The 18,337-nt window shown below is 40.3% G+C and carries 12 protein-coding genes; 6 read left to right on the top strand and 6 right to left on the bottom strand.

Going from position 1 to position 18,337, the window contains the following annotated elements:
- The first annotated feature begins 20 nt into the window (after positions 1-20).
- The 3 genes from QQK00_RS12535 to QQK00_RS12525 all read left to right on the top strand — a co-directional run bounded on the left by QQK00_RS12535 (position 21) and on the right by QQK00_RS12525 (position 3,366).
- Positions 21-1,169 carry a type 1 glutamine amidotransferase domain-containing protein gene (locus QQK00_RS12535; protein WP_284217920.1) on the top strand — a complete coding sequence of 383 codons (1,149 nt, stop codon included), beginning with the start codon at positions 21-23 and terminating at the stop codon, positions 1,167-1,169.
- Positions 1,170-1,346: 177 nt separating this feature from the next.
- Positions 1,347-2,063, top strand: coding sequence for a response regulator transcription factor (locus QQK00_RS12530; RefSeq protein ID WP_284218316.1), 717 nt, complete (start codon positions 1,347-1,349; stop codon positions 2,061-2,063).
- 109 nt (positions 2,064-2,172) lie between these two features.
- The gene (locus QQK00_RS12525; RefSeq protein WP_284217919.1) at positions 2,173-3,366 is read left to right on the top strand and encodes a sensor histidine kinase; all 1,194 of its coding nucleotides are present in this window, start codon (positions 2,173-2,175) and stop codon (positions 3,364-3,366) included.
- Between the two features lie 19 nt (positions 3,367-3,385).
- Here QQK00_RS12525 and QQK00_RS12520 read toward each other — a convergent pair whose 3' ends face one another.
- Together QQK00_RS12520 and QQK00_RS12515 are read right to left on the bottom strand one after the other, a co-directional pair.
- Complete coding sequence (locus tag QQK00_RS12520; RefSeq protein ID WP_284217918.1) at positions 3,386-4,159, bottom strand: hypothetical protein; 774 nt, start codon at positions 4,157-4,159, stop codon at positions 3,386-3,388.
- Positions 4,160-4,308: 149 nt separating this feature from the next.
- A complete protein-coding gene (locus QQK00_RS12515; RefSeq protein WP_284217917.1) occupies positions 4,309-6,480 on the bottom strand; it encodes a winged helix-turn-helix domain-containing protein in 2,172 nt (723 codons plus the stop codon).
- Positions 6,481-6,702: 222 nt separating this feature from the next.
- Between QQK00_RS12515 and QQK00_RS12510 the strand changes: the two genes are divergently transcribed.
- Positions 6,703-7,569 carry an alpha/beta hydrolase gene (locus tag QQK00_RS12510; protein ID WP_284217916.1) on the top strand — a complete coding sequence of 289 codons (867 nt, stop codon included), beginning with the start codon at positions 6,703-6,705 and terminating at the stop codon, positions 7,567-7,569.
- Between the two features lie 408 nt (positions 7,570-7,977).
- Complete coding sequence (locus QQK00_RS12505) at positions 7,978-10,323, top strand: TonB-dependent receptor (protein ID WP_284218315.1); 2,346 nt, start codon at positions 7,978-7,980, stop codon at positions 10,321-10,323.
- Positions 10,324-10,384: 61 nt separating this feature from the next.
- On the opposite strand, the gene QQK00_RS12500 is transcribed toward QQK00_RS12505, so the two are convergent.
- Positions 10,385-11,971 (bottom strand): tetratricopeptide repeat-containing sulfotransferase family protein, encoded by a 1,587-nt coding sequence (locus QQK00_RS12500; protein ID WP_284217915.1) that lies wholly within the window; start codon positions 11,969-11,971, stop codon positions 10,385-10,387.
- Positions 11,972-12,361: 390 nt separating this feature from the next.
- Here QQK00_RS12500 and QQK00_RS12495 point away from each other — a divergent pair, with 390 nt between their 5' ends.
- Positions 12,362-13,198: a hypothetical protein gene (locus tag QQK00_RS12495; protein WP_284217914.1), complete on the top strand. Its 837-nt coding sequence runs from the start codon at positions 12,362-12,364 to the stop codon at positions 13,196-13,198.
- A 76-nt stretch (positions 13,199-13,274) separates the two neighbouring features.
- On the opposite strand, the gene QQK00_RS12490 is transcribed toward QQK00_RS12495, so the two are convergent.
- From QQK00_RS12490 to QQK00_RS12480, 3 genes are all read right to left on the bottom strand, one after another.
- Positions 13,275-14,498 (bottom strand): sensor histidine kinase, encoded by a 1,224-nt coding sequence (locus tag QQK00_RS12490; protein ID WP_284217913.1) that lies wholly within the window; start codon positions 14,496-14,498, stop codon positions 13,275-13,277.
- Between the two features lie 136 nt (positions 14,499-14,634).
- Entirely contained in the window at positions 14,635-15,300 is a 666-nt protein-coding gene (locus QQK00_RS12485) for a response regulator (RefSeq protein ID WP_284217912.1), read from the bottom strand.
- The gene (locus tag QQK00_RS12480; protein ID WP_284217911.1) at positions 15,297-18,332 is read right to left on the bottom strand and encodes an efflux RND transporter permease subunit; all 3,036 of its coding nucleotides are present in this window, start codon (positions 18,330-18,332) and stop codon (positions 15,297-15,299) included. Before QQK00_RS12480 ends, QQK00_RS12485 begins: the two co-directional genes overlap by 4 nt.
- Positions 18,333-18,337 lie beyond the last annotated feature (5 nt).

The raw sequence follows: 18,337 nt of genomic DNA, 5'->3' as shown, positions 1-18,337 counted from the left end.
AACTAACAGGAGAAAACACAATGAAGCATAGTAAACATTATTTATATTCATTCATCGCATGGCTGCCAATACAATTTTTATCATTGGTTTTTTTATCATTAGGGCTTTTATCATTTGAACTCATCGCTAGTGACAATAAAAAAGTGCTGATGGTAGTGAGTGCGCACGGCCAACAACAAGGTAAAGAAGCGCCAGGCTATGAGTTCGATGAATTTGCAAAAGCATATTTAGTGTTTAAAGCGCATGACGTCGACGTAGATATCGCAAGTCCGAAGGGCGGTGCAGTTGACGCTGATAAATATGACCCTAATAAGCCTTACAATGCGCAAGTGCTGAATGACACTGCAATCATGGCTAAATTAAATAATACACAGCCAACCGCAACACTTAACGCAGTGCACTATGACGGGATATTTATTGTGGGTGGAAAAGGTGCAATGTTTGATTTGCCTAACGACCTGCCGCTGCAGAGGCTGATTGCAGATATTTATCAGCAAAATGGCACCGTAGCGGCGGTATGTCACGGACCGGCAGCGCTTGTAAACGTTAAACTAGCGGATGGAAATTTTTTAGTCACAAATAAAATTGTAAACGGTTTTACAAACCAAGAAGAACAACTGTTTGGGCAAAAATGGCTACCAAAATTTGAATTTATGCTAGAAGACAAACTCACAGAACGCGGCGGAAAATTTCAATCTAGTGACATCATGTTAAGTCATGTTGCCGTAGATGAGCGACTCATTACTGGACAAAACCCATCCTCTACCGTCGGCGTTGCAAAAGCCCTAATCGAATCGCTTGGCATTAAAACAGTCGATATCGCGCAGTTTTCTGATGACAGAACCTTGAGTATAGTCGCCGATATTTTAAAGGGAAATATTCAAGCAGAGAAGGCGTTATTGTCCACACCTGAGCAATTTAATATTCAGCTAGTAGGTATGTACGGGTTTTACTATTTTAAAGCCACCGAAACTGACACAGAAATAGCAAATGCCTTAAAGCTCATGAAATTAGGGCAAAAATCCATAAATAGCACTAAACTTGATATGCAAATAGCGAAAGCGCAATATAAGCTTGGAGACATGGCCGCTACCAAAGAAACACTTCATCAGATTTTGGTCGATAAGCCAGACTTTGAATCCGCGCGTGACATGTTAAACAGCTTATGAATGCTCGGCGGTTAAGGTCACAGTGCGTTAATCGCCACGTTATTTATAATCGGTTTATTGATCACCCGGTTACCGAACACCGAACACCGAACACCGAACACAATCATAGAAAATCAGAAGGACGCTGAAATGATCAAGCCCTTACCAGCAGCTCAAACATTTAAGCGACAGACCTCTATGCAACAGATATCTGAGCAACAGCTATCTAAACAAGCAGCATTGCATATTTTGCTTGTAGAAGACGAACTTAGCATTGCAAAGAATATTGCGGAATATATGGAACATAAAGGCTATATATTCGACTTTGCAAACAAAGGAAAACAAGGGCTTGAGCTAGCACTCCAGCACCATTACGACGTCGTTATTCTCGATTTAAACCTGCCAACCATGGATGGCATAGATGTGTGTCGACAACTAAGAGAAAAAGCCGATCGACATATTCCCATTCTCATGCTCACCGCGAGAGACAGTATTGATGACAAAGTGTCAGGTTTTTTAGTGGGCACAGACGACTACTTAACAAAGCCCTTTTCGCTACAAGAACTTGAAGTACGCTGCCTAGCGCTGTCTAGGCGACATCGTTTACACACCAAAGATGCCTTAACATTGGGTCCATTACGCATTGACAGAAAACGCAAATATGTTACCCGTAATGAAGAAAAAATCGAACTTAACGCCATGGGCTATAAGATACTAGTGGTGCTAGCAGAGGCGTATCCACAAATCGTTAGTCGTTCGGAATTGAGTCAAAAACTATGGGGAGATGAACCCACTGAATCCGACGCTCTGCGTTCTCATATTTATCAACTGCGGGCTGCAATTGACAAACCCTATCAATACCCAATGATTAAAACGGTATTCGGCGTCGGATTTACCATTGAACTTCAAGAATAGCGGATTTAGCAGACACTATGGGCAAAAAATGTACGTAAACAAAAGAAAGTTTCACAGCTTAAGCCGGCGCATTGTTTTACTGTTTTGTATATTTACGCTAGTAATTTCAGTGGTTTACAGTTTAATTTCATTTGTACTTATGTACACGCTTGAAGACAGCTTTATCGAAAAGGGCATTGTAAATGAAGCGGACTACTTAAGCGCTACATATGAACGCACTGGAACGTGGCCCAAAACAAGAAGCTCAAATATGCAACTACACTTCTCAAAGTCTACATTGCCAAAGGATATTCGCAGCATCGCAATTGAAGAACCACTTCGAAAAGAATTTTTTGGCTTAGAAGGCCGACACTACCACCTACACCATGTCGAAAAACACCCAAATGTTTTTCTTATTGCAGAGGTAAGCGAGCAACTCCTTGTCCGTCCCATTCGCGGTGGTGTTATTCAATTTTTGCTAGTAAGTGCCATACTGATCTCGACGCTCGCCTGTTTGATAGCATGGTTCATTGGCAGAAAAACCACCAAACCTTTGCAACAATTAGCAACACTAGTAGAAGATGTAGCGCCAGAAGACCTCCCTGAAAAATTTGCTCAGCAATTCCCAAATAACGAAGTGGGTATTTTGGCAAGAACACTTGAAGATACCTTGGATAAAATTACACAAGCACTGCTGCGAGAAAAGAGCTTTACCAGAGATGTCAGTCATGAACTCCGAACGCCACTTGCCGTCATAAAAAATGCAATTGAGCTCTGTCGTGCGCGTCCGCAACAGCCAACTGCTGACACTGCCGTGCTAGAAAGAATCTTTGATGCAACAGATCAAATGGAAAAAACAGTACAAACCCTGTTGATGCTGGCCCGAGAAGAACATTCGCATATTAAAAGCAATAGTACGCCGCTTATGCCGATAGTAGAAAAGGCAATTTTGGACAACCGAATACTAATAGAACACAAATCGCTAGTCGTCGATATACAGGACAGCTGCCATGTAAATATTGACGCCGACGCAAACGTACTTAAAGTAGTTTTAGATAACCTCATTAGCAATGCCTTTAAGTACACCGAGTCAGGTGTAGTAAAAATCGCGTTTACAAACAACACCCTGATTATTCAAGACACAGGCCCTGGCATCGACCCGGCGATATCAGATCAAGTGACAGAAATTGGCATTAAAGGTCAGCAAAGCACGGGGTTTGGCTTTGGTTTGTCTATCGTCAAACGACTCTGCGAATCTCAAGGGTGGTTTATGGCCGTAAACAGCGACAGCGGCACTACCGTTACACTTAATTTTTCGTCGTGAGTGATTGCCACTGCAAACGCTAGTTTGGTTGCTTCGCGATACTTTGCCCTACATATTTATAGTCAGAGAAGACATCTTTTGATACTTCATCAATCTCTGTAAAAAACGCAAAACTCCCTTTCATCGATAAATCATGTTGTCGCCGGAGTATAGCCGCATTTATTTTTGTAAACCGAAAACTCAGTGTAAAGTCTGTTATCTTAGCGCTGAACATTGGCGAAAACGGCGCGGTATTAACAATGACAATACGCTCAATAAATGCTTGTTCTTTCACGTAGGTAAGCGTCCCTTTTAAGTGTTTCGCTGCCTCTTCACCCAATTGCACTAATGACACCTCAAAGCTTGCATTGATAAACATTTCGTCTTCACTAGTAAGTTGTAAACTCTCTAATTGAACAATGTCTCGCAACCTCATTGAAACCCCCTGTTCTTCAGAGTTTTTAGCACCTTTCTGTTTACCTTTTATATACTTACGTATTTGCTTTTGGTTGGGTATTTCGCCGTTGGATCGCAACAACGTCCATCGTTCATGCGCAGCCTTAGTCGGGTTAAAGATTTCAATACTACTCGTAATATCGCCTTCTTCATTCTCATGCCTTGTAAGGCGAAACGACCAGTCTTCACGGGGTGTTTGCTCAAACGCAGTTATTGCATGTGAGATTTTATCTTGTAAACGTTTTTGGGTATCAATCACCGTATGGTGAGGTGATAAAGGTGGAGATTCAAGGTCATTCGCGAGGGGCATGTTCCCCAAGCCAAGTCCTGCGAGTAAAAACCAATATTTATTTTGCATGATATGCCCTTTCAAGCTCTAAATTAGAGCTTGAAAGTACTGAATGCCTTGTGAAATAGGTGTGAAAAAATAATCAGCATTGTTTTCTAAATAAATATTACACAGCCAAACAATTTAGAAATTTACCAACGACCATTCGACTTGTCGCATTACTTCAAAGAAAGCTCCGCCACTTCTTTACGCGCAGAATCTCTAATTGTTATGAGCAGTTGTGAGTCGTCTATATCTGTCAAATAGTCTACGTTTGTGGGTAATTTAGCGATAATATTAAAGGTACTATCATTCAGGGAATACGACCATAGCTCAAAATCCTCATTTACACCGTAAATTATGTCATTTTTTACGACAAATCGCTTATCGCTTCCCTGATCATCAAGCGCCTGTATTCTTTGATCTTCAAGTGCGCCTGACAACCAAAACCGATCCATATGATCGATATAAATTAAATTACCTTCATCATTTTTATACGCCCAATCAACTCGCTCGTTTTTAATAATACGCATCTGTGAATTACGTAAATTTAGTTCAGCAAACGCCAGCACACCATTTATTCGCAGATTGATAAGCGCCGTTTGCTCATTGCTGTCCCATTGAAGCAAACTATCAAGCGGGTACTCAAAAGGAATGCTGTGTTGCGTACCATCCAACGAAACCTGAACAAGTTGATGATCAACATTCACTAAAAGACTGTTGCCGTCAGTTGCCCAATCCATACCATAAATATTGGTGTCCAACGGAAAATGCGTGAGTTGCTGAGACTGATTGCCGTCAAACAGCCACACTTGTGTTTCACCTGAGCGCCCTGACAAGTAAGCAATAGCGCTGCCGTTGGCCTGCTTTCTCGCAGAATAATCCCTTAGGATTGAGCGTTCCAACACTTCATAATCTGCGCTTTCGCTGAGGTCTCCATCTTTTTGCATGAGGTGTTCAATAGAGATTGATGCAATATCACTATCGTAATGCCCTTTAATAACCAACATTTTTCCACCACTGGGGTGAAAGACGGGTGTTCCCATTGGTGAATCTAGCGGGAGACTTACATTGTCCACGTGCCCCTCATAGGACAGTGTAAAAAGTTGTCGACCTGTACTGAAAATCAGCTGATTTTCATAAGGAGAAAAGTTGGGATAAACATACCTTAAGGGCGCAATTTCATCGGGGTACTCTATTTTATTACTTGATAACAAAACACCTTCTGAGCTGAGTATTTCAATGTAATATAGGCCGTCACTACGAACACTTGTCAGTGCAATAAGATCCTCTTTAGCGGAGTAGTCATAGTCGATGATATTGCCGTCTTCAAGCGAATAGATAATATCGCTCGTATCGTCTTCTGGCGAATAGCTAATTAACGTCCAGCGCTCGGCTGTTTTTTGCAACAAGGCTATATTGTCGTTATTTAACCAAACTGGACTTCGAATTACCGAGTTTTTACACTCTATCAGTTCAGTCGGACGTTGAGGGGAAACAATCGCCTTGTGAAAGTCTAAGGTCATTAAGACGTAACATTTTTTCTGGGAAGTAGGTGCTACGCAGTCCCTAGAAATAATAAAAGCCAATTTATTACCATCTTTTGAGAAGCTGTGACTGCCATACGAATCCAGCTCACTCGTTAACTGAAATTCTTCCTGCGTATTCAAATTTTTTGCCCAAATGTTATTTAGGCAGAATTCTTCTGAATAACGATGGAACACCACATATTGCCCATCGGGCGAATATATACTGGCTAACTCTCTATTGTCGGTTGTCGTCAATAGACGCAATTCGCCAAAAGATAAATTTGGTGTAGCGTCTGAAATAACTAAATTTGCGCCAACAATACTGACAATAACGATTGCAAAAAATGCAAAGATCAAACGTTTAACATATGTTGTAGGCGCTGAGTTCCCATCGCTTTTTGTACTGGCCACGTTAACTGGCGTAGCAATATGTATATCAATCGTATGTGAATCAATAGTTTGGTTGGTAGCGGCGTTTGTTGCTTCACGCGCAGGTGCAACACCTTCTTGACCATGCCACCTAACATCACACTCCAAGCTATAACCTTGTTTGGCATGCGTTTTTATATAAATTTTACCGTCATCGCCTAATGCTTTTCTTAATTGTGCGATGCTTCTTTGTAGGGTATTTGGCGATACAACAGTACCTTCCCATACATTTTCAAGCAGTTCGTCATGACTTATGACTTTACCGCGGTGTTCTGCCAAGTATGTGAGTACCGACAGCGCTTTCGGCGCAATTGTTTGTGATTGCTCATTTTGAGTAATTTGATTTCTAGATAAATCAATAAAGAAACCACCCACCCAATATTGTACTGACATGAAACCTCAAATTGTAAAACACGATAGCCTGAACAATAGTCTACACAAAAACACCGAAGTTGGCACAAATTTCAACCGCGCCAAAATTTATAACTAATTGATAAATATATAATAATTTAACGTCAGAAAAAATTCAGAAAGACATCAGGGCAACATCAAGCATTTCAGGTCAAATTACCGTAGCGTCAATGGCAACAGTTGATATAGCCTTAGTAGATTAGTATGAATAAACTTATAAGCATCGTTTTTTTAATGTTAGTGCCACTTATAAGCAGTGCTGCTAGCGAACCTACCTTGTATGAGATACCGGGTACGCAGGTCGTCCCAATAAGTAATTCGGCAACAGACTGGCGCTATGAGCTTTACATTAAGCTACCAGAGAGCTATTCGCAAAAGCGCGACAAAAAATATCCCGTCATTTATTTTACTGATGCTATGTGGCATATCGAATTGCTGTCTGCCGCCACGACATTTTTGATGGAAGACGTTATCCTCGTCGGTATTTCTTGGCAAACAGATATTGACGAAAAGTTAAAAAATGAAGTCGGAAAACATGTTAGTCGCTACAGAGATTACTCGAGCGAAAAATCCACCAATGCGGATAACCAAGCTAAATACCAATTTGGACAAGCCAAAAGCCACTTATCATTTATACGTAATGACGTTATCAAATATGTAGAAAAGAACTACCGCACGATGCCTAACGACCGTACATATTTTGGCTACTCATTAGGTGGGGAATTCGGTGCTTACACCTTGCTAGCGCAACCAGACACCTTCAAAAATTACATTCTGGGTAGTCCTTCACTGAAAGGGAACATTTCATATTTGTCCAAACTCGCGTCTAATACTCACGATAGCGCACAAGATAGTAAACGGCTGCCGAATCGTAAGGTATTTATATCTTACGGCGCATTGGAAACAGAGCTAGGAAAATACGCAGAAGAATTTATTCACATATTGAAAACCCAACGCGCAAAGAGCGTATCTCTTCAACACTTTATTGCAGAGGGCGGTCATCAAGCAGCATTTCCGATGACCGGGGTACAAGGCATCACATGGCTGTCTGGTCTGAAAACGAAAATCTAAGGGCGCTAACGCTGACCAAATGGCTTTTATTCTAACTTTCACTTCATTTTTGAATAAATATTCATTGAAAACCTTATGGGTTTTCAACTATTTTCCTGATGCTATGGATAAATTCAATAAATACATATAGTTAAAGAATTCCATCTAAATTCCTCATTAAAATTACCGCACCATGAAGATGCGCAAAAGCACTAAAATGGTGAAATTTTTCTTTTTTTGCATAAACTAAGAATAATTACCCAGCGAAAACAAGTTTTTCTAACGTAATTTGGCTGTCATGCTCTTTCTTTTAGGCATGAAAAGTGCTATTCAAAACGAGACTTCGAACAAAATAGTACACTTATTACGCGCTATACAACTATGAACTAACGAGAAAACATGATGCAACATAATAATATTAACAAAAAAATATTCACATACTCAGCTCTCACTCTAGCTATATCAGCCTCATTTATGCCTGTCTTAGCAAGTGCCCAAGATGACCAAGCTGAAGAGCAAGGTGTTGAGCAAATCGTGGTCACAGGAACAAGACGCGTTAACGATGTACAAGACATACCAGTAAATATCATGGCCCTAAGTGCAACTCAACTCGAAAGAGACAGAGTGTATGATTTAGTCGATGTATCGAAGTGGGTGCCTGGATTAACCGTCGTTGACCAAGGTGGCCGTTCGAGTAACACAATAATCGTACGTGGCCTGAATACTGATTCTCTCGGGCCTAGCGGCACAAATACTGGTGGTGGAACAGTTGCCACATATTTAGGTGAAATTCCGTTATATCTGGACCTCAAATTAACAGATATGGAACGGGTTGAAGTATTGATTGGACCGCAGGGCACATTATATGGAGCAGGAACACTCGGCGGCGCTATCAGATACATTCCGAAGAAAGCTGAAATGGATGTTACATCCGCGCAAGTTTATGGTGACATATACTCTATGTCTGAAAGCGATAGCAATGGCAATACATTTGGTGCCATTGTCAACATACCAATTATTGATGACTCCCTCGCGCTACGCGCAAGTTTTCAACATTATGACGACCCGGGTTTTATCGATTACGCGTATGTAGTGAAAGAGATTGGTGTATCAAATCCACAGCCAAGCAATGAAGCGTTCGACGACAACTTAATAAGAGTAAATGATGCAAACGGCGAAACCACAGATTCGGCTAGAATTAGTCTTCGCTGGACACCCGCTGATGAGTTCGAAGCAAACTTTACTTACTACTACCAAGACCAAGAGATTGAGGGACGTTCATTAGTTCACCAAGAATCTTTTAACACCGGGCCGTATGAATCGGGTTTGCGTGTACTTGAACCAAATAACCTCAAAAACGAGCTATTTAGCCTTGAACTAGTGTTTGACTTGGGATTTGCTGAGCTAGTCTCCGCGACAGGAATATCAAATTATGATGAGTTGGGACAGCGTGATCAAACAGATTTGTTACTCGACTTCGAATACGGTTACGAGTCTTTTCCTTCATTTACTGCCTTTACACGAGAAATAGAAGAGCAGGAAACGATTACTCAGGAAATAAGATTAGTTTCTACTTCAGACGGCCCTCTGTCATGGATCGTCGGCTACTTCGACAATGAATTTGATAGATTTGGTACAAGCGAAGAATTTACCCCAGGAATCCCAGCATTTTTTGGTGTCGAGCGCCCTGATAATTTAGAGTATTTTTCGGTATTGGATGAAAACATAAAAGAAACAGCATTTTTTGGTGAAGTGGGCTATGAAGTTACCGAAGATCTCACTGTCACCTTAGGTGCTAGATTCTACGAATACGAAACTGAAGTTACACAAGGCTTCGATCTTCCGCTATTGGATACGCTGGGCGGCGCGCCTTCTGATCGTATCGAACCCAATTTACAGGAAAACGAAGCATCCGATGATGGAAGTTTATTTAAACTAAACATCGGCTATGACATGACTGACGATGCACTCGTGTATTTTACTGCAAGCGAAGGGTATCGTATTGGTGGCGTCAATTCTGTTGCGCCTTGCACGCCAGACGATATAAATACCCCTGGGCAGGCATTGTGTGCTTTACCAGATGAAGTCTTAATATTGCCTGACGAAACGAAAAACTACGAACTTGGTATTCATAGCACTTGGTTAAATAACAACCTAGTCGTGAACGGCTCTCTATTTCACATAGACTGGACTGATATTCAAATTTCAGACGTAACGGAAAATGGTGGATTGCCCATCACCATTAATGGCAGCGAAGCGAGTTCACAAGGCGTAGAGCTCTCGTGGCGTGCGTTGTTAGGGGGTGGCTTCTCGACTCAAGGCTCATTTGCATACACCAAAGCAGAACTAGGTGCTGACGCAGCCGAATTTGTTGACGGGGATGATGCATTTGATGGTGATCGCCTGCCTGGCTCACCTGAGCGTTCGTTGTCGATGGGGTTAACTTATAACACTGAAGTATTCAACGGTATGCCATTGCTTATTAATTATGGCGTGTCTTATACTGGTGATATATATACTCGTGTAGGATTACGTGACTTTGGGGAAGTATTACCAAGCTATACTCTACATAACATGTCCGTGACACTAACGGGTGAAAGCTGGGACGTCACATTGTATGCGAAGAACTTGTTTGATAAATATGCGGTCACTTCTACACGTGCGGGCAGAGAGGACATAAGAGCCGTCAATGGCTTTGATATTCGCTCATATGGTCGATTTATTAATCAACCTCGTACCGTTGGTGTAGAGTTTACTTATAATTTCGGAGACTAATTACACGCTCTAGTCACTCAGATAAGTATACCTACTTAGTATTAGCGGCTAATCAACGCCGCTAATGCTCAATCAACTTTTGTTTCACTAAAAAATCAACTAACTCATCTAACTGATTGCCGTACTTCTGCCATCTCCCGATTGAAGAACTATTCATCGGTTTACGCACTTGAACACTGCTGGCCGTTGATACAGGGGAAGGGTTTTCATGAAAGTTTAGACAACTTTCTTCCCAAGGTAGCTCAAGGTAATTAAGTATGTTTCTAGTTTGTCGTTCGGGCTGTTCGACTAAGGCTTCATAGGAGACTTCTAACAACTCGTCTGCAAACTCAGATTTCCAATATTCCATCAAGTTATCAAATAAGGCGTAATACCTTCCACAATCTGTTAGATCGTAGGAGTAGTTATAATACGAAAAGCTTGTAGCAAAAAGGGTTCTAAAGTTACTCAAGCAAACATCTACCGCGTGCCTTTTTAACAGGATAATTTTGGCGTTTGGCAGCGCTTTTTTGATTAAGCCTATGTATAAAAAATTAAGAGGCATCTTATCAACAACGCGGTTTCCTTGATGCAAAAATGATGCTGTTGAACGCAAGTAAGACGCGCCTAACTCAGAAAAATCAAGTGTCGAAAACGCGTCTATGGTTTCACTATCTAAAACCTGCCTTGACTTCGTTTTGGTTAATTTTTTTGCCTCAACCGCAAAGTGTTGCAGCTCACCCGCAGAGACTACCGCAGAGTGACTTGAAATAATTCGATCGACTAAGGTGGTACCCGACCTGGGCATTCCCAGCACAAATATTGGCGTTTTGGACAAATGACCAGTTAGCCTATTCTCTTTTGAGTAGGTTCTATGCGATTGCTTTATCGAATCAAATAACTTTTCATCGGATTTTACGTCGTAAGCAATCTGCTGTTTTTTAGCCTGATTTCCTAAGGTCAAAAATTCGAGTGCTTTTTCAAATTCTCCTAAACATTCTAATTCTTTAGCCATCGCATGACACAAATGAAGCTGTCCTTCCACATTGCCTGCCACAATATCTAGTTGCTCTTGGATTCGCTGTATATGATTTTGCTTCTTTGTAGCCAACTGCAATTCCGCCAACGCTGAATAAGCGGCATAATAATTTGGCTGGAGCGAAATAACCCTGTCGTAAGCGGCTTTAGCCTCTTTGAACTTACCGATAAATTTTAAGGAAGCTGCCAAGTTATAAAAATAAGTAGGGGTAGTTGCATCTATATCAATCGCTTTATTGAATGCAACTAATGCTTCTACATGAAGACCCATGCGACTGAGTACTACTCCAATTGTATCATTCACAACAGCCTTGTTACTGCCCAAAGCAATTGCAGTGTTTACTGCATCACTTGCCTCTTGATACCGATTAACCAGCACTAAGGCCCTCGCATAAAACGCATGATATTCGGCGTTATCAGGTGAAGCTGTAAGTGCAACATTAATTAAGCCAATTGCCTTTGTCATTTGCTGCATATTTAATGCGATCATACCAAGTAAAAAATGCGCGTCGGCATGTTTTGGTTCAATAGACAAAATTTGCGAGCAGGCGCCATGAGCCAACTTTAATTGACCTTGATTAATTAATTTTTGTGCGGCTAGATGTAATTGCCTTATTTTGTCAGAAGACAATGATTGCCCTACTACTGTGTTTGCAAGATAAAATTATTCTACATAAATCAATTACAAAACGATAGAAATGTACAAATATGAGTTCGTAATTAACAGATTCAGCACGACGCTTTAGTGATATGCCACGGCGGCTTTTTTCAAGAAAATTTGCTAAACAAAATGCTTAACACTCATCACGCGAAAAAGAATGATAAAACCTACAAGGATGAAAATCTAGGTAAAGTATTGAACACTAATTTTTCTTAACATAAAACGTAGCCGTCCAAAAAAAAATAATGGTCACTACTATGTAAATTCCGAGATGTTATTTAACCCTACTCCATACGGTTTTAGCCAGTTGGCGTAAAACTTGCTGTTTCAATATGAATAATTTTATTTAGGGGAAACAAGATGAAACGTTTTTCGTTTATTGCATTCATGGTTGTATTCAATTCTAACGCTGAAGAATACACATCATTTGCCAATGGGATACTGCTCACTCCAACAGATGTAAACATCACAATTATACAAATAGGAGACGAAGCACCAGATTGCCTAGATGAAGGTCTATCATTCCCACTCGATCAACAATACTCATCTGCTTGGTTAGATACAGTTGTTTTGTCACGCCAACAACAGCAACTTATAGACTTTAACTTTGACGCGGACACGTGCCTGATAAACTCAATTGCAATGCCAATGCTATATGAAGATAACGAAGGCGATGTAGTTGCAGGAGACTTACAGGAAAGCGGGCTCAATGGCAACGTAGCTCTGATTGGAACAAATGGTCTAGACCAAGATAGCTTTCGTTCCTCGCAACACTACAAAGTTGACGAGGTTGCAGCCGCATTTGATGGCTACATATATACTCAACAATTCAATGAAGAATCCTCAGATAAAATTGCTCGCGGAATATGGCTCAGTGAAATAAAAAATACTAACGAACAAGATTTATCTCCTTGGGTAGAAATCGATTATGGATATCGTGTAACCCTCAGAGGTCTTGGCGTTTTCATTAATAAACAATCGCTAGAGTTGGGGAGACTGCCACGTTACGTCACTTTATTGACATCAGAAGACGGTGTAGATTTTGACGAGGAGTCTAAATTTACTCTTAGTCTTAAAGAAAGTAATACGTTTACTTTCTCATCTGAACTCAATGCTCGCTTTTTTAAACTAAGGTTTGAAAGCAATTTCGGAGACAGTAAGTTTATCGAAATTGACGAGATCGAACTATATCAATAGAGTAATTGCCTCAATAGCCCATCGTCATGCAGCATTAGATGTTAATGCTGCTTTACATACCAGAGCGTTCTCGGATTTATTTATAGAACTCTACGGTGAATTTTGCACCGCCTAAACTTGAATTATTGTTGACAGTAATTGTTGCATTATAATGACTGATTAATTCCTTAGTTATTGCTAAACCTAAGCCGCTACCATTGCGGTTAGATTGATTTTCTCTCCAAAATCGTTCAAATATTTGTCGATGAAATTCTTTAGGAATACCGTAACCTGAATCTTCAACAATGATTGAATTATTAGACACTGTTGTTTTAATTCTTCCACCTTCGGGTATATGTTTAATGGCATTTTCGAGCAAGTTTTTAACAATAACAGTTAATTCCCCTTCATCAACATTTACCCTACTTAAATCATTTTCACCAATCAATTCTAACGCCTGATTTTTATCAATTACCATAGGCGCAATATGTGAGCAAACATTCTTTACGACATCAGATAGCTTTATTGAAATATGGTGTTGACTACTAGTATTTTGTGCGCGTGATAAATCAAGTAACTGTTCTACGATCCGCGAGATAAAATGAGCATCGTCGAACAACTCACTTTTTGTTGGAGAAGGCGGGATTTTCAACTCTAAACGATTTAACAATATGGTTAGTGGCGTGCGAAGTTCATGGGCAGCATCAGCAATAAATCGTTTTTGCTGTTCAAAGCTTTCTTCAACTCGACTAAGTGCGTCGTTCATTGCATTAGCTATAGGTAAGAGCTCGTTTGGCACATTTTCCACATCGATACGTTTGTGCAAGTCTTCAGGTTTTATATGTTGAATTTGTTTCGTTAAGTGGCTAGATGGTTTTACAATGAGTTTGATAGCAATAACACTAACAGATAAAAAAATAATAAATGTCATCAAAATAACGGTGGTTGCCACATCAACGATGGTTGGTTCAACCGCCTCATTTGCAAGCTCTATCAACAAATCACTTCGTACAGCATCAAAATAATAACTTTTATCAGCTAGTTCAACTTTTACCCGATAAATACTGGTATTGCTGCCCTCTACTCGTGAAAAGTACATTGGAATACTTAAGCTAATACCGTTAAATATGCTTCCTTCCTTTCCATGAGGTACTGACATAAGCATCGTATTTTGAGTATCAACTTCAATAAGGCGATAACCCAAATTAGAAAAGAGCGCATCAAAGCCCCACTTCATTATCAACTCTGAATCATCAAGTTTGATGGTTCCTGAATCATCGATATAGAGAGATTCAGACATTTCTTTTGTTAAGCCATTCATAACGCTTTCAATGGTCATTTGAGCATAACGTTCAGATAAAAGTAGAAAAAAAATCAGTAGCAAGCCAAATAAAATGGTGCCGGATGAAACAAAATAGACTAACAATTTGAAGGCAATAGAATGCCTTGGAATAACGTTACTTAAAAAGATAACCCACTCCTCTTATAGTTGAAATAACGGGCGTAGCACCAGCTTCAGTAAGTTTTTTTCGTACCCTATGTACAGCAACCTGCAAAGCATTATCTGTTAAAGTGTAACCGTCTTGATAAACCATATCTTCTAAAGACTCCTTTGATACGGTAAGTCCTAAGTTCCACATGAAGTACTCAACAATAGCCACTTCTGTTTTTCCTAAAATAACGTTGTTACCATTTACTGTTACAGACTTTGCGATGATATCAATATTCACGTTACCTGCTGTAAGTACAGTATTTGAAAGTTCATTTGGCCGCCTAAGTAAGGCACGCAATCTAGCGATTAGCTCATCAATAGCAAAAGGCTTAATTAAATAATCATCTGCGCCATGATCTAAGCCTTTGATGCGATCTTGGACTCCTCCTCTGGCGGTTAGGATTAGCACTGGAACCATATTACCAATGCGACGCAAATTCTTAAGCACTTCAATACCATCAATATCAGGCAGGCCTAAATCCAGAATAATGGCCGCGTAACTGCTTTCGTTTAAATATAATTTTAATTCACCGCCGCTTCTGGCAATATCAGATAAATAGCCTTCTAGCGCTAGCGCTTCTTGAATAAATTCAGCTAATTCACCATTGTCTTCTGTTATTAAGACTCTCAAATTTTATCACCTCTTATCTTCTTCTCATCTAAGGTTAATGTTAAACATGCGGGTAAAACAATTAACGTTAAAACAGTAGACGTAATTAAGCCCCCAATGATTGTCCATGCCATAGGAGGCCATAGTGGGCTTGATGGCGATGTTAATGGGATCATCCCTACAATGGTAGTACAAGCGCTTAATAGTACCGGACGAAACCGTTCTATGGTTGCCAGCTCTATCGCAGTGCTTAGAGACGCTTTTTCTTCTTTAATTTTTACTAGTACAGTGTCAATCAATATGATAGCGGTGTTTACCACTATACCCGTTAGCGCTAAAAGGCCAAGTATCGACATAAAGCCAAAGTTAACGCCAACGATAGCTAAAGTCGGCTTTACGCCTATCATAGCAAGTGGAATTGTTAACATAATTAACCCTGAAATTCTGAACGAGTTAAATTGCAAAATTAGCGCTGAAAACAATAAAATGGCGCCTATAGGCAAGGTTTTTAGTAAAGCATCATTTGAGTTTGAGGTTTCTTCGGCTTCCCCACCTAACGCTAACGTTACCTGGTATTGCTCAGTAATTTTATTCAGCTTCGGTAATAAATTTTCGATGACACTTGCGGCGTCAACTCCTAGCTTTACATTGGCTTTAATTACATTGCTATTAAAGCCTTTCCAGCGCATGAGTCGTGGTACTTCACCGGTAAAACGTTGTTGGGCAAATAAACTTAGCGGAAATGTTTGCCCTTGATGGTTCATAACGACCGTATTCATAATGTAGTTACTATCAACGTGGTTGATGTCTTGGTTCTCTCGCAATACCACTGGCGTTGACTCACGTTCTTGCGGTACTTCAGTCACATTTATGCCTGTGGTTCGCCATGAAATCATGTTTGATAACTCTGAGCGTTTTATCTGTGCATTTTGTAAATTTAGCTCATTAACCTCAAATCCTAGTGTCGGCTTGCCAACTATGTAGCCCCGACGTGCGTCGGTAGTGTCGTGGTGATTGTTGACCAAGCTAAATATTGCTTCTGAGGCTGCGAGCAATTGCTTACGGTTATCACCTAATACTCTTATTTCAATTGGCGCTTCAATAGGTGGACCTTGGCCAATTTCTCTCGCCTGCACACGAGTAGACGTAAATTGTTTGGCGAACGTTTGGTTTAACTGTTCAACAATGCCTGGAATTAATTCATTGGAGCTCGTTTCAAAAACTACTCTAGCCACATGAGGGTTATGCGGTGCTGGGTTCAAATTATAGTAAAATGAAGGGCCTGAATTACCTACAAAGCTAATAATATTGGTTATGTTATCGTTTTGCTTTAACAAGTGTTCAACTTGCTTTGTAGTTTGTAAGCTTGCTTCGAGGCTTAAACCAAAGCTGCCTTCAATATCAATATAGGCCTGATTTCGACTTGATTTAGGAAAAAATTCTCCGCCTTGTTGTTCTGATCCCATAAATGACAGAACAACCAAACCAATAAATAGCAAAATCACTAGTTTAGGATGGCGAGTACCTAGCTTAGCTAATTCTTCACCTAAACGATTGAACCTAGTAGAACTGCCGCCTTCTTTAAATATTGCTAAATTATTGGTGATTGCCGGAAGCAGTGCCAATGAATACAGATAACTTATCACAATAGCGATAATAACGACCACGGGGATCATGCGAATAAAATCAGCAACGTTACCTTCTGACAATAGCATAGGAACAAATGCTGCTATAGTGGTAAAAGTTGAGGTGGCAAGCGGCCGATACAATTCTTTAATCGCTTTGTGAGAAGCTGCAATATTACTGAAACCTTGCTGTCGATAACGAGAAATTAACTCTGACATCACAATACTATTGTCAACCATAAGCCCTAAGCTTATCACTAAGCCTGCGATCGACATTTGATGCAAGACGCCTCCATAGATACCAAAAATGGCTATCGCAGAAAGTGCAATCGCAGGAATAGTTAAAGTAACCACAAAGGCAACCTTTTTTGACATCAGCAAAAACAGCACTAAACCAACGCCAATACTACTGTAGAAAAGCGACAGGGCAAGATCGTTGCGACGCCTTTCAGTCCACTCTGGCTGAAAGAAAACGGGTTTAATTACGTAGTCACTTTGTTTCTGATTGAGCGCATCAATTTTTGTTATCAAGGCATCGCCAAAATCGGTAACCCGTATGGTATTTGGCGGCACAACAAGGGTTAAACCAATGCTTTTTTTACCATTAAGCCAAAAGCTTGTTTGCTCAATAGTTAGCGGCGCTTTGCGCACCTTTGCAATATCACTCAGCGTAACGATTTTATTGTCAGCAGTGGTTATTTCAACCGCTTTTAATTTTTCAATGTTGTCGATTCGAGTAAGCGATGAAATATTGCTTTGATAGAGCTGGCCTTTTAACACGCCTATGTTTCTTAATGAGTTAGCATCTGCAATTTGGTTAGCAATATTCTCAGGCGAAATACCTAACTCGAGCATAGAGGCTTGTGAATAAAGCACGTCTATTTGCTCTCCAGGATCGCCAATCAGTTCTATTTTACGTACAGCTGCTAATTTATATAATTCATCTCGAACGAATAACGCGTAGTGTCGCGCTTCCAATAAAGGCTTGCTAGTTTCAATTGTTAGTACGACCCCTGCCGTGTCTTGAACACGGTCATCGAGCGACAATTTAGAAACTAAATGACCGTATTTTGATTGAGCTTCTGAGACTTTTTCTCGTATACGTTGCCAATAAAATTCCGTTTCGTAGATGGTTTCGTCTAGTTCTATTTCGATAATCGCGGTTCCATCAGACGATTCGGAAGAGACTCTGTCAATACCATCAACAGTCGCCAGTAATCTCTCAAATGGCTGCACTATGGTATCTTCAATTGCTTTTGCCGACATGCCTGGCGCAATAATGGTGACATTACCATTGCGGTAAGGAAAAAAGGGGTCCTCTTGCTCGTTAATATTAAACCAAGTAAATAAGCCAACTAGGCTGATAATTATCACTAAGCCAAAAATTAAGCGCTCTTGTAAAAACCAAAACTTATGATATTGCTGCATAGTTG

It is taken from the genome of Agaribacter marinus (assembly GCF_030160655.1).
Classification (GTDB): domain Bacteria; phylum Pseudomonadota; class Gammaproteobacteria; order Enterobacterales; family Alteromonadaceae; genus Glaciecola; species Glaciecola marina.
The sequence above is the reverse complement of the archived record's forward strand: the minus strand, read 5'-3'. Positions and strand labels throughout refer to the sequence as shown.

Excerpts from the sequence above, each read along its gene's own strand:
- QQK00_RS12535 (WP_284217920.1), top strand. The coding sequence starts at position 21 with ATGAAGCATAGTAAACATTATTTATATTCATTCATCGCATGGCTGCCA.
- QQK00_RS12520 (WP_284217918.1), bottom strand. The coding sequence starts at position 4,159 with ATGCAAAATAAATATTGGTTTTTACTCGCAGGACTTGGCTTGGGGAAC.
- QQK00_RS12495 (WP_284217914.1), top strand. The coding sequence starts at position 12,362 with ATGAAACGTTTTTCGTTTATTGCATTCATGGTTGTATTCAATTCTAAC.
- QQK00_RS12480 (WP_284217911.1), bottom strand. The coding sequence starts at position 18,332 with ATGCAGCAATATCATAAGTTTTGGTTTTTACAAGAGCGCTTAATTTTT.
- QQK00_RS12515 (WP_284217917.1), bottom strand. The coding sequence starts at position 6,480 with ATGTCAGTACAATATTGGGTGGGTGGTTTCTTTATTGATTTATCTAGA.
- QQK00_RS12530 (WP_284218316.1), top strand. The coding sequence starts at position 1,347 with ATGCAACAGATATCTGAGCAACAGCTATCTAAACAAGCAGCATTGCAT.
- QQK00_RS12510 (WP_284217916.1), top strand. The coding sequence starts at position 6,703 with ATGAATAAACTTATAAGCATCGTTTTTTTAATGTTAGTGCCACTTATA.
- QQK00_RS12490 (WP_284217913.1), bottom strand. The coding sequence starts at position 14,498 with ATGAATGGCTTAACAAAAGAAATGTCTGAATCTCTCTATATCGATGAT.